Annotated in this window: 13 protein-coding genes; 4 read left to right on the forward strand and 9 right to left on the reverse strand. The window is 35.5% G+C overall.

From position 1 onward, the window contains the following. Window positions 1–254: 254 nt before the first annotated feature. Window positions 255–1,307 (reverse strand): helix-turn-helix transcriptional regulator, encoded by a 1,053-nt coding sequence (locus VK91_RS21460; protein ID WP_048395746.1) that lies wholly within the window; start codon window positions 1,305–1,307, stop codon window positions 255–257. Window positions 1,308–1,921: 614 nt separating this feature from the next. Between VK91_RS21460 and VK91_RS21465 the strand changes: the two genes are divergently transcribed. After that, window positions 1,922–2,626, forward strand: coding sequence for a class I SAM-dependent methyltransferase (locus VK91_RS21465; protein ID WP_048395748.1), 705 nt, complete (start codon window positions 1,922–1,924; stop codon window positions 2,624–2,626). Further along, on the forward strand, window positions 2,623–3,666 hold the full coding sequence (locus VK91_RS21470; protein WP_048395750.1) for a saccharopine dehydrogenase family protein: 1,044 nt from the start codon (window positions 2,623–2,625) through the stop codon (window positions 3,664–3,666). Before VK91_RS21465 ends, VK91_RS21470 begins: the two co-directional genes overlap by 4 nt. Window positions 3,667–3,717: 51 nt before the next feature. Here VK91_RS21470 and VK91_RS21475 read toward each other — a convergent pair whose 3' ends face one another. From VK91_RS21475 to VK91_RS21485, 3 genes are all read right to left on the reverse strand, one after another. Next, on the reverse strand, window positions 3,718–4,440 hold the full coding sequence (locus tag VK91_RS21475; protein ID WP_048395752.1) for an amino acid ABC transporter ATP-binding protein: 723 nt from the start codon (window positions 4,438–4,440) through the stop codon (window positions 3,718–3,720). Further along, the gene (locus VK91_RS21480) at window positions 4,433–5,092 is read right to left on the reverse strand and encodes an amino acid ABC transporter permease (RefSeq protein ID WP_036075291.1); all 660 of its coding nucleotides are present in this window, start codon (window positions 5,090–5,092) and stop codon (window positions 4,433–4,435) included. The genes VK91_RS21475 and VK91_RS21480 overlap by 8 nt, the downstream gene beginning before the upstream one ends. A gap of 133 nt (window positions 5,093–5,225) precedes the next feature. Beyond that, entirely contained in the window at window positions 5,226–6,020 is a 795-nt protein-coding gene (locus tag VK91_RS21485; protein WP_048395754.1) for a transporter substrate-binding domain-containing protein, read from the reverse strand. Window positions 6,021–6,442: 422 nt separating this feature from the next. On the opposite strand from VK91_RS21485, the gene VK91_RS21490 reads away from it, so the two are divergent. Continuing rightward, window positions 6,443–9,451, forward strand: coding sequence for an ATP-binding protein (locus VK91_RS21490; RefSeq protein WP_048395756.1), 3,009 nt, complete (start codon window positions 6,443–6,445; stop codon window positions 9,449–9,451). A 5-nt stretch (window positions 9,452–9,456) separates the two neighbouring features. Next, window positions 9,457–10,179, forward strand: a complete 723-nt coding sequence (locus tag VK91_RS21495) for a DNA-binding response regulator (protein ID WP_231595762.1) — start codon at window positions 9,457–9,459, stop codon at window positions 10,177–10,179. 228 nt (window positions 10,180–10,407) lie between these two features. Here the strand turns inward: VK91_RS21495 and VK91_RS21500 are convergent, their stop codons facing one another. Genes VK91_RS21500 through VK91_RS21520 form a run of 5 tightly spaced genes read right to left on the reverse strand, consistent with a single transcriptional unit; the run spans window position 10,408 to window position 13,356 of the window. Beyond that, window positions 10,408–10,776: a Na+/H+ antiporter subunit G gene (locus VK91_RS21500; RefSeq protein ID WP_048395761.1), complete on the reverse strand. Its 369-nt coding sequence runs from the start codon at window positions 10,774–10,776 to the stop codon at window positions 10,408–10,410. Further along, window positions 10,754–11,038, reverse strand: coding sequence for a Na(+)/H(+) antiporter subunit F1 (locus VK91_RS21505; RefSeq protein WP_004233151.1), 285 nt, complete (start codon window positions 11,036–11,038; stop codon window positions 10,754–10,756). The genes VK91_RS21500 and VK91_RS21505 overlap by 23 nt, the downstream gene beginning before the upstream one ends. Then, entirely contained in the window at window positions 11,038–11,520 is a 483-nt protein-coding gene (locus VK91_RS21510) for a Na+/H+ antiporter subunit E (protein ID WP_048395764.1), read from the reverse strand. The genes VK91_RS21505 and VK91_RS21510 overlap by 1 nt, the downstream gene beginning before the upstream one ends. Next, the gene (locus VK91_RS21515; RefSeq protein ID WP_048395766.1) at window positions 11,520–13,025 is read right to left on the reverse strand and encodes a Na+/H+ antiporter subunit D; all 1,506 of its coding nucleotides are present in this window, start codon (window positions 13,023–13,025) and stop codon (window positions 11,520–11,522) included. Before VK91_RS21515 ends, VK91_RS21510 begins: the two co-directional genes overlap by 1 nt. Further along, window positions 13,018–13,356: a Na(+)/H(+) antiporter subunit C gene (locus VK91_RS21520; RefSeq protein ID WP_004233143.1), complete on the reverse strand. Its 339-nt coding sequence runs from the start codon at window positions 13,354–13,356 to the stop codon at window positions 13,018–13,020. The genes VK91_RS21515 and VK91_RS21520 overlap by 8 nt, the downstream gene beginning before the upstream one ends. Between the last annotated feature and the right edge of the window lies 1 nt (window position 13,357).

The raw sequence follows: 13,357 nt of genomic DNA on the forward strand, positions 1-13,357 counted from the left end.
TAATATTCAGAAATTAATTTATGTAAAACAAATAATTCTTATTACCTAATAAAAAATCTAAAGGTTACATTTTTTTGGTTCTTTATAACTTTTTTTCATTATATTATAGGTCCATAGATTCCGCTATGAGTTCATTCCCTTTTTTAGGTTAATTTTTCTTAACCTTTTAACTTCTAATACAAATCTACTGATTAAAATGCTAATAAACAAAAGAAACTGCTAGAAAGATAGCAGTTTCTTTTGTTAGTCCACCTTTAATCTAATTGGAAGCGGGAGAAGATCTTCCATACTAGCTCATTTCGATTTGAGACATTTACTTTTTGAAAAATTACCTTTAAATGATCTTGTACCGTGTAGATTGAAATATCAAGATTATAAGCAATCTCTTTTGTAGGAATCCCTTTAATAACTTCAAATACTACTTCCTTTTCTCTAGGGGTAAGATTATAGGCTGTTATTAAGAAATTGAGCATTTCTCTTGATGATGCTTCATTTATTAATAAAGCAATTTGCTGTTCTTGTTGGCTTGTCAGCAAAAGTGATGCCCGAATAGCAATATAGCCTGTATCTTTGATAGGTACTATTAAAGAAGTATTTGAATTGTACTTGTCAGCAAGTAGTTTTGCACAGATAGCTTGAATAGGCTTAGGAACTTGAGTTTCTGCTAAACTTTCATACTTTCTTAAAATAGATAGCAATTCACAAGCTTTGGTATTACTTGAAAGAATTTTTAACCCTTTATCAAAAATAACAATGCCTTGTTCTCCTTCTACAGCTGGAATCCTCTCCTCAATAATATAATGATAGAACTTCTTTAATGATTCACCCATAATTGGCATCAGTCTTTTTATAAGCACCACATCTTGATCTTTAAATAAAGGCTGTTCATTTTCAGCTCTTTTGAATAGTGTTAAAAAACCATAGCATTGTCCTTGATAAATTAATGCAGCTCTTACTTCATCACTAAAACCATTGGGCATTAAAACTTCTCTATAGCGAAAGCTTCGACTTGAGGAATCGCTTAACCTGCCTATGTTTTGCCCACTTTGAACTAAGAATCCATATCTATTTACATCTTCTGTCGTATATTCCAATTCCATAATCTCCTGATGAATCGCCTCTATTGATTGTTCAGTAACTGCTCCTACCGAAAAAAGAGTATGTACATCCGTTAATGTACAGCAATACGCATCAAAATTTATATGTGTTCGTAGAGCTTCGATCATCAATTGACGATATTCAAACGAATTTTTGCTGTGCTTTAAGCATTGGTCAGATTTTCGTTGCCAATATTGTGCTTCCTTCATAAACACCTACCTCCCCCAGAAATATGGGATAGTTCTTTTTTTCCGAAAGTTTATAATTGAGAATAATTCTTAATTGAATTGTACAGAAGTTCAACAAGTAGGAATACTATTTTGAAGAAAATTTTTACTTTTTATTTTCTTGCTAGCTACTTCCGTTATTAGTGGCTGCTCAGAGAAATCGTCTCAAGCAATTGTGGGTGGTGAGAATTCAGATTAAAGCTACTATTAGTGCCCCTAACTCGTCTGCTATTTTTCCAAGCATCCTGTTGGCAGAACAAAAGAGGATATTGAACTTATTACCTGGGAAACAGTAGATGCCCTTTTAGCTCAAATACAAAAAAACCAAGCACAATTTATGGTACTTCCTCTTAATATGGGAGCTAATCTATGTGCAAAAAGAGTGCCATTACAACTTATAGGAGGTCTAGCACATCAAACTATTTTCATACCTAGTTAAGGTGGTCCACCAGATATTTTTAGGGAATAGTCCTACACAGATACTAGGTGACTTCACTAAACAATCATCAGCCTTTCATCAGAATGATTGCTTAAAGATGAAGGAATTGCTCTCGAAATTTTAACGTATAAAAATAAATTGCTTTGGAGGTATTTTAATGAATAGATCTATACATAGCTGGGACAGTCCTTCTGTCAACAATTATCAACAGTCCATTCGACAAAAAATCATAGGCTATGATCTTATTTATGACATGATGGTCAATATACTTCAGAATTTCACCCCTGCAAATAAATTTTTAGTGGTAGGTGCTGGAGGTGGACAGGAATTACTCACTTTAGGCAAATCATTTCCTTCTGCCCATTTCACAGCAGTCGATTCCTCAAAGGAAATGCTGGAGCTGGCTGCTAAACAAATTGAATCGCTACCACATCGACCTACTATTATGTGGGTTGAGAAGGATCTACTATCCTTAAGAGTAAATGAGGTTTTCGATGTAGTTAGTTGTCATTTGGTTTTGCATTTTATAAAAAGCCTTGATCAAAAGAGAACAATGCTTCAAAAAATTGCGGATAGCTTAAATGAAAATGGTGTGTTATTTATCTCATCGATTAATGCTGATTTAACTTCCCAAACATTCAAACACGAGCTTCGTTATTGGCGAAGTTCCATGCTTCATAACGGAATAAGCGAGGATCATTGGGAACGCTTTGAACAATCCTTTCGCATGACAACTCACCCGATTACTCTTGAATTGCTTATTGATTTGCTGAAAGAGGCTGGTTTTACGACAATCCTTCCATATTTTAAAACACATATGATTGACGCTTTAGTCGCTATTAAGGGAGAAACTACTTTATGAAAAATGGGAATATCTTAATCATCGGAGGCTATGGTGAAGTGGGAGGGAAAATTGCAAAATTATTGTTGCAAAGCTATCCTAACAGAATATGGATTGCCGGAAGAAATATAGAAAAGGCAAAGCATTTCTGCGCCCAGCACAATAACTTAGTAAGACCTCTACAATTGGATGTGTCAGAAAAAGTGCATCCAGAGCAATTAGAAAATGTAGCACTGGTCATTATGTGTCTAGAGCAAAAAGATACTGCATTTGCACAGCTCTGCTTAAATGAAGGGATTATCTATATCGATATTACTGCAAGCTATACCTTCCTTAAAAAGTTAGAGGCACTTCACTCACTAGCTGTACAAAAACATTCTACAGCCATTTTTAGTGTTGGTATGGCTCCAGGATTGACCAACTTAATGGCCATGCATGCTGCAAGGCAAATATCCTCCCTCGAGAAGATGCATATTTCCATCTTACTTGGGGCAGGCGATACACATGGCACCGCGGCAATTCTTTGGATATTGCAACAATTAAATAAACCCTTTAGTAGCTACAACAATCATAAGGTTGCTAATTTTACTAATAAGAGAACCGTGAAATTTAAAAAGATTGGGAAACGAAGTGTGTATCAATTTAATTTCTCTGACCAGCATACATTAACAAAGCATTTCCCTTCTATTCCTATCGTCACAAGATTAGGCTTTGATGTTGAGCCACTCAATAAATTTGTATCCTTTTTACAAAAGAGTAGAATTGCTTGCCTATTAAAATTTAACGGTATACAAATCTTGCTCGCTTCACTTATTCAAAAAATTAAAATTGGTTCTGATGTATGTGGCATACAAATAGAAGCCATTGGGACAAAACATCACAAAGAAGTAAGCTTCACATTAGACTTTCTTGATCGCGATGAATCACTTGTAACAGCGAAAGTTGCAGCATTTATAGCTAACGAGTTTCTTAACAATAAACATCCAGCAGGAGCCTATCATATTGAGGAATTATTTACATTAGACACCTTACAGACTCAATTTGATATGTCCCTTCAATAAAAATGGCATTTAGCTCTCATCTAACGGAGAAGCTAAATGCCTGTTGTTTTATTATAAAACCTTCTCTAAAAAATCCTTTGCACGCTGTGTTGATGGCGCTGAAAAAAACTGTTCTGGAGGAGCATCCTCAATGAGCTTGCCGCCATCAAGGAAAAGAATACGATCAGCAACCTCACGAGCAAAGCCCATCTCATGTGTCACAATCAACATGGTCATCCCAGAATCTGCGAGGTTTTTCATAACAGCCAATACCTCTTTAACCATTTCAGGGTCAAGTGCCGATGTAGGCTCATCAAATAATATAACTTTAGGGTTCATGGCAAGTGCTCGCGCAATAGCAACACGTTGCTTTTGTCCTCCCGATAAACGATTTGGATATTCTAGACGCTTCTCAAACAGACCTACTTTCTTTAGTAACTCTTCTGCTTTGTTGATAGCTGTAGCCTTATCCAAACCCTTCACATTGATTGGCGCATATGTTAAATTTTCAAGCACAGTTTTATGAGGGAAAAGATGAAAATGCTGAAATACCATACCTACTTCTTCACGTATTTTCATTATATTTGTCCCTTTATCTGTCAGGACTTCCCCTGCAATCGTTACCTTCCCACTTGTCGGAGTTTCTAATAAATTTAAGCAACGAAGAAATGTCGATTTACCTGATCCTGAAGGTCCAATAATAGCAATTACTTCTTTTTCTTTAACTTCAGTTGATATACCCTTTAATACTTCATTCTGCCCATAAGATTTGTGTAAATCTTCAATTTTAATCACTTTTTCTCATTCCTTTCTCGATTCGTTTACCAAGGAACGTTAAAACAAGCGTCATGATGTAATAGATTACCCCTGCAAAAAGTAGTGGCTCAAGATAACGGTATGTCGAACCTCCTACAATGTAGGCACGACGCATAATATCTAATGCACTGATTACTGTCACAACTGCTGTTTCTTTATTTAATGTAATAAATTCATTTACTAAGGATGGTAAAATATTTTTTACTGCTTGCGGAATAATAATATCCTTCATCATTTTTGCATATGGAATACCCAATGCTTGTGCAGCTTCCATTTGTCCTTTATCAACTGCATTGATACCAGCACGGATAATCTCCGAAATATATGCACCTGAATTTAAACCAAAAGCAATAATAGCGGTTGGAATAGGCTCAATTTGGATATCTAGTAATTGCGGTACTGCATAATAAATAATTAGTAATTGTAATACAAGAGGTGTACCGCGGAAAATCGACGTATAGAAATCAGCAAACCAACGTAAAAAATTCACTTTACCAATTTTACATAATGCTAAAAGTATACCTACGATAAAACCAATGATGGATGCACCGATTGCAATTTGAAGTGTAACACCTATCCCTTTTAAAATATAAGGAATAGAGGGAACGATAGCTGTAAAATCTAAATTCACAGCGCTCCCTCCTTTCTTTTTCATCATGATGTAGCTTTGTTTTTTGTACCAAACACAAATTTAGAAGAGGCTTAAAGGATAATAATGAAAAGCACAAGCGATAGCACAAAAGTAGAGCTATCGCACGAAATTATTATTCAACTTTTTCTAACCATTTTTCTTCTAACTCTTTGATTTTGCCTTCTTCAGCTAGCTCTTTTAAAGCTTTATTAATTTTATCTTTTAAATAGCTTCCTTTTGGAACAGCGATTGCTTTGAAATCTTCAGGCTGTTCTTCCACTGGGAAAGCCTCTAATTGATCATTCGTTTTTAAATAGCCTTTCGCAACGCCACCCTCTAAAATACCTGCGTCTAAACGTTTAGACATCATATCTTGCACAATCTCAGGGATTCGCGTACGTCCTTCTACTGTTACATCAACCTTTTTCGCAATTTCATTACCTAAGTTTTCCTGAATAGATGCAGTTTGTACACCTATTTTTTTACCAGCTAAGTCAGCTTCTTTTTTAATACCGCTATCCTTTTTAACAAGGATTACTTGCTCTGTTTCATTATATTTATCTGAGAAATCTACCACTTTTTCACGCTCTGGATTCGGTGTCATACCAGAAATAACGACATCAATTTTCCCTGCTTGAAGTGCTGGCACTAAACTGTTAAAGTCCATATCTTGCACTTGCATATCAACGCCTATTTTTTCTCCAACTAATTTGATTAGATCAATATCAAATCCAATAATTTCTTCGCCTTTTGCTGCATCCACATATTCAAATGGCGCATAGTCAGCTGATGTACCAACTTTTAATACTTGCTTACCCTCTGTATCCGTAGTAGATCCTGTATCGCTTGCATTATTGTCTTTAGTGCCACATGCTGCAAGTACACCTATTACTAGTACCAGCATCATGATGAATAACTTGTTCTTCATAAATTGTAACTCCTTTTATTTATAATTTATTGTGTATGAGAATACATTTCTCGAATATAGTTGATTGGATATTTATTCATGTTGAAGAATAAAAAATCTATCTGCTAATTAAGATATACTCTTTTGAAATAATAATCAAGATAAACTAAAAAAATTTTAGCTAAATATTATATGCATAATTTTCTGATAAGTCAATTTATTTTTGTTTTCATTCATTTTACAAAGTAACTTTACTATTTTCCGTTTTAGCATTATTTATTCCTCCATCATAAAAACAACTTAATTTCAACAGTTCAGAGATAGAGATTATCGCCATCCTTTAAGCTCGCAATATTTAGATTTCATCGCTAGTAGGAATTTTGTATTAATGCCGTAAGTTATCTTGTATAATCCAAATAAATCATTTGAAAGGGATTTTTACGATGAAAAAATTATCGTTATTGTTCGCAATTATTATTGGCTCAGTGCTGATAGCAGGCATTACCTTTTTCTTAACTCAACCTAAGTCGCATGGGCCGCAAGCGATTGAAGGTGTGATGGATTTACGTCATCATTCATTTCACGATAATACGCCTATCAAATTAGATGGGGAGTGGGAATTTATCCCGAATCATTTAGTGGACGGTGAAGCCTTTGATTCCTATCAAAGCTATCTTGTTAATGTCCCTTCAGCTTGGACAAAATATACAATTGATGGGCAACAAATACCTGTATTTGAAAGTGGGACTTATCGTCTCAAGGTTTTAATCGATGATACCGAAGATATTTTAGGAATTAAAACGAGTAACATTCGAATGTCGAACGCATTGTATATTAACGGAAAGCGAGTTGGACATAGTGGAGAGCCAGCTGAGGATAGCAGCTATATACCCCACAATACCCCATATACCGCTTATTTTTCGCCTGATAAAAAAGAACTTGAATTGATTGTTCATGTAGCCAATTTTGATTATGCACCAGGAGGAGGAATTATTAGCTCCATTTTTTTGGGGGATCAATCTAGTATTGCAAAGCTTCGAGAGGGTGCCATATTCTACGATTTAATTACCTTAGCAGGTTTTTTAACAATGTTTATCTACTTTTTTGGCTCATATCTTTATTCAAAATTTGGTATAGAACAGCTTTACTTCTCTATATTTTGTTTCGCAAGTGGGGTTTACACCCTTACTCATGGCGAAAAGCTATTACTAGACTTTATAAATATTTCCTATGCTCCATTTCAGAAAATGCAAATGATCTCTAGTATAGCTGTAGGCCTTTTTATATTGTTGTATTTTTACCGTGCTCTAATAAAACATATGAATCGTTTAGTTGTGAAAGTGTTTTGCGCAATAGGTACCCTTCTAATGCTGGTTGCATTACTTCCAACATCCATTAATTCACTATTTCAGAATATCAACTCATTGTATGTATTCGCAAATATTGTTTATATCTTCTATGTACAAATTATAGCAATTTACAAACGTGCTACTGGAGTAATGTATTTAACATTAAGCTCTCTAGCCATTTTGCTTTATTTTATCGTTGCTACTTTAAATACAAATATTAATCTTGAACTGAGTGCTTTACCACCATTGTTGCCATTTATTTGCCTGACAATGCTTTCCCTATATATTTCTCATCGTTTTGCAGATTCTTATTTAGAAAAAGGCAAGCTAACGGAGGCACTGATACGTGTAGATAAATTAAAGGATGAGTTTCTCGCTAAAACATCTCATGAATTCCAAACGCCCTTACATGGCATTATAGGCATTTCACAATCTATGCTGAAGGATAATAGTTTACCTATCTCAGCGGACGAACAAAAAGAAAAAGTATCACTTATTTTCAATATTGCAGAACGTCTATCCTATTTAGTCAATGATTTACTTGATTTTTCAAAGCTGAAGGAGAATGAATTAACATTGCGGATGGCATCTGTTGATTTATATGCCATTACACATATGACTGTAGAAGTGCTTTCCTACACGATTAGTAAGAATGTCAAAATTTATAATCATATAGAACGGGGAACCTTTGTCCAAGCTGATGAAAACCGTCTTCGCCAAATTTTATATAATTTAATTCATAACGCAGTGAAGTATACAAATGAAGGAAAAATTGATATAACTTGTTATGAGAAACAGTCATTCCTTGTGATTGAAGTTAAGGATACTGGGTGTGGGATAGCACCAGAAAATTTAAAAACCATTTTTAACCCGTTCCAACAATTCAATTATTCAATTGGTGGCAGTGGATTAGGTTTACATATTACAAAGGAGCTTGTCGAACGGCAGGGTGGGAAAATATTTGTTGATTCTATTGTCGGACAAGGCGCTACCTTTTCATTCAAATTACGAAAAGGTCAGCCGACAAATGAGGAATTACCATCAATGCCAATCCAAACATACCAGCATCCTTTCCTAACATTCCCACATATTGTTGAGAAAATAGGAAAGAAAAAAATTCTTATTGTAGATGACGATGCTGTTAATTTAAAGGTACTAATAGATATATTGACACAAGAAAACTATTCCATTATAGCAATTGATAATGGACACCATGTTTTTGAGTACCTTACACAACAACCTAGTATTGATTTATTAATTTTAGATATAATGATGCCCACTATTTCTGGCTATGAGATTTGTCAACAGGTTAGGCAACATTACACGTCTACAGAGCTACCTATTCTAATGTTGACTGCGGCGGTTCGCCCAGAGGATATGATTGCAGCCTTTCAATCTGGAGCAAATGATTTTTTACATAAACCTTTAGATGCTACCGAGCTAATGACAAGGGTTCGTAATCTTCTTTTATTGAAGGAGTCTGCAGAAACAGCTGTGAAAATGGAAACTGCGTTTTTACAAGCACAAATAAAACCGCATTTTATTTATAATGTCTTAAATTCCATTCTGTCCCTAAGCTATTTAGACTTAGATAAATCACGGGCAATGATTACAGATTTTGCTACATTTTTACGTAACAGTTTTGCCTTTGAAAATGCCAACAGTCTTGTCCCTTTGGAAAAGGAGCTTAGTCTTATTGAGGCATATGTAAATATTCATCGTACTAGATATCCTGAGCAATTAGAATTTAATATTTGCATGGATGAGCCTATCCAATGTCTTATTCCTCCTTTACTGCTTCAGCCTTTAGTAGAGAATGCCCTTCTTCATGGTTTGAAAGTCAGAAAAGAGGTTAGCGAGCTACTATTAGTTATAAGGCAGGAAGAGCATATGGTGATTTTCCAACTGATTGACAACGGCATTGGGATATCTTCAGAGCTTTTAAGGCAAATTCAAAATGGTGAAAAAACAGCTAGTCAAGGCATTGGTATTTTAAATATTTCCAAAAGATTAAAAAAATTCGACAACGCTACTATCCATTTTGATAGCCACGAAAACAAAGGAACGACTGTTGAAATAAGATTTCCAATAATTACTTTATAGAGGATGTGAGCAGCTTGTTAAAAGCAGTTATTATAGATGATGAAATTTTAGCCATTCGTTTATTAGAATCCATGCTAAAGGCAAGTGGCTCTATTGAGATTATTGGAACCTTCCAGAATCCAAAAGATGGTTTAGTAAATATTGATATGCTAAAACCTGATATATTGTTTTTAGACATTGAAATGACTGAAATGACTGGACTTGAATTTGCTTCTAAAATAGAAGATGTCTCAAGCTATATAGATATTGTCTTTGTTACAGCTTACGAAAATTATGCTTTAGAGGCCTTTAATGTACAGGCTATAGATTATATTTTAAAGCCCATTGACCACAACCGACTCTTAAAAACAATTGAGCGGCTACTTGAACGAAGGCAACATAAAAAGTTGATGCAACCAATTGAACATACTTCCGTAAATGAAGGAATCAAAATTATTCATACATTACACTTCCATATACACTCAGGAAAAGTTTCAATTGGTGATACTGTATTAACTTTATCAACAAAGGAATTCCAAATTTTATTCTTTTTAGCACAGCATTGCAATCAAGCTTTTCCAGCTGCTGAGCTGTACCGACTTATTTGGGACGAGGATAGCTTTGGACAAACACAAGCCTTACGAGTTCATATCAGCAATTTAAGAAAAAAACTTGAAACGATTCCAGGTCATACAGCTAAAATCGTTATGGTAAGAGGCTCTGGGTATCAATTGGTTTTTCAAGAATAATTTGAAAGGGAAGTTGATTTAACCAATCAACTTCCCTTTCACTTATTTAGAATCCACTTCAATGTTAAGAAATGTCCAATGTTTACTACCTTAAGCCAGTGCTCTCTCATCTTTGAGCAGGGATTTCACCACTCTCTTTGAACAATCTATTCATCAATTTTGCAGTTCTACTATTTTCATTATTTTGCACTAAAAAGACTGTTTGCTTTAGGGCAAACAGTCCTCGTTCTATTTTATCGTATGCTCTTCAGGGAACAATTTTGACTTTAATTCATCTTCACCAGAGTCCTTTGCTAATGGAACGCGAGAACGATAGGCAGCACGACAAATTAAATGCCCTGCAACGGGTGCTGTCACAAAGACGAAAAGAATACCTAAAATGAGCCGTACACTAACAAAACCGTCATGCACCCAGAAATAGATAAACGCTCCTAACAAACAGGTTAAAACCGATAATGTAGAGCTTTTCGTAGCAGCATGTGATCGTGTATAGACATCTGGTAGGCGAATCATCCCAAATGCGCTAATAACACTCACAATGGAACCTATAAGAATAAGGATAACTGCTGCCCATTCAATCATTTGATTTACGTTCAACAATCACACCTCTTTCTATATATTTTGTAAATGCAATCGTTCCGATAAACGCTAAAATGCCCAAAATAAGAATAGCTTCTAAATATGCTTTAGTCTTCAATATAATAGAGACAATGGCAATAGCCGATAATAAATTAACACCAATTGTATCGAGAGCTATCGCTCGATCAGGCATTGACGGACCACGGATAACGCGATATAACGACAGCGCAATGGAAATACTGAAGAAAGCAAGTGCAAGAAGTAATATATTGTTAATCATTAGCGTGTCACCTCCATTATCGCTTGTTCGAATTTTCCAATTGATCGTATAACAGCATCCTTTGACTGTTCGATGTCCATAGCATGAATATAAAAGACATCTCCCTCTTCCGATACCTCCATGACGACAGAGCCAGGTGTTAACGTTAACAGTAAGGCAAGAGCTGTAATCTCCCAATCACCCTCTAATACAGTTTTATATGTGAAAATACCCGGTGTAATATTTAGCTTAGGTGTAGTGATTTGTCTTAATACACTATAGCTTGATAAAAATAGCTCCCAGTTAAACAGCCATAATAACTTGATAATGGAAAAGACTCTCCTCATGTAAAATTGAGTACCATAAAAGCGATGCATCGCATATAGAATACCCATACCTACAACAAAACCCATTAAAAATGTTGAAAATTGTGGTGTCACTTCATCCTGTAAAAGTAACCAAAGTGTTGCGATAAATAAATTTAAAATAAACTGCATCGCCATTATTTATTCACCTCACCTTGCCATTGTTCGCCATCTAAAACTGCATCGATATAGATAGATGGTGTATAAAGTGTTTCAGCTGCATCTGTGACAAATGGTGCCAGTTTTTCTGCCCCAATACCTAACCCAAATGTGCAAACAGCTAGTAATGTTAATGGCAACAATATACGTTTAGGTAAAGGTTTTTCATCCTCTAAGCTAATAATGGTTTCGCCGAAAAAGGAAGAAAGAAATATCCTTAACAATGAATATAAAACAATTAAACTAGAGAAAAACCCTAGACCTAATAGAACGAAATGGCCACCTTCTATCGCACCTTGTCCAATTAAAACCTTTCCTAAAAAACCACTCAGTGGGGGTATACCAGCTAGTGAACACATTGCTATAAAGAACAACCATCCAAAAAAGGGGTAGTTACGAATAAGTCCACTCATCTTATCAATTACTGTTTCCCCAGTGAGATATATCATCATGCCAACAGCTAAGAACAACATAGCCTTAGCTATCATATCGTGCATTAAATAGTAGATAACACCTTGTAAGGCTGACTCTGTGCCTACAGCTAGCCCAATTATTATAAAACCAACGCCAATTAGTACATTGTAAGAGGCTATTGTTCTAACATCACGACCTGAAAGTGCACCGATACAGCCTGCTATAATTGTGAGTCCAGCCATGATGCCAAGAGCTGTGTGTGTGACTTCAGGATTGTTAGGGAACAGCAATGTAAAGGAACGTACAAGTGCATACATCCCTACCTTTGTTAATAAAGCAGCAAATAAAGCAGCAATGGCAGTTGGTGGTACACTATAAGATCCTGGCAACCAGAAGAATAATAAAAGTCCAGCCTTCAAGCTAAAGACGATTAAGAAAATAAGCGCTACTGTTGTAATAAGAGGATTAGCTCCTGCCTCCATTACACGAACTGAAATATGTGCCATATTTAATGTGCCTACCGTTCCATACAGAAAAGCTAGTGCCACTAAGAAAATCCAAGAGGCAACAATGTTGATGAGCACATATTTCAATGCTTCACGTAGCTGAATTTTTTCGCCACCTAAGCTAATCAATGCATAGGAAGCGAGCAACATTACTTCAAAACACACAAATAAGTTAAAAATATCGCCCGTCAAAAATGAGCCATTGACACCTGCTATCATCAGCAAGGTAAATGGATAAAAATACATTTTTTCATATCTTAGCTCCATTGTAAAAATTGCATATAGCATACAAATGAGGGCTACAATATTTGCAACTAACACTAATAGTGTCGCAAATGAATCGGCTACAAATGAGATTCCAAATGGTGGTGCCCATCCACTAAAATCAATGCGCATCACACCCTGTTCTTGAATCTCTACTAATAAAATGACGCTAATGATAATAATAAAGCTCAATGTCAATAAGCTGATGATACGTTGTAGCGTCACATGCTCTTTTAAAAACACCAGTAAAATAGCCGTAATTACTGGTACAATTAATGGTAAAACAATCATATTACTCATCAGGCGTACCTCTCAATTCATCAAAATTCCCTGAACCATTTGTTTTGTACGCGCGATACCCTAAAACGAGAACAAAAGCAGTGACAGCAAAGCTAATCACAATCGCTGTTAATATTAATGCTTGAGGTAATGCATCTGTATATGGTCCCTCTGATTCTCCTAATAACGGGACATCCCCTTTTTTTAAACCTCCCATAGTCAAAATCAGTAAGTGGGCAGCATGAGATAAAACAGCGGTGCCTAAAATAACACGCAATAACTGCTTCGAGAGGATTAAGTACGTCGCAACAGCTACTAATATACCTACTAAAACAAGTATTAAAGACTCCATT

This window comes from Lysinibacillus sp. LK3 (assembly GCF_001043675.1).
Taxonomy (GTDB): domain Bacteria; phylum Bacillota; class Bacilli; order Bacillales_A; family Planococcaceae; genus Lysinibacillus; species Lysinibacillus capsici.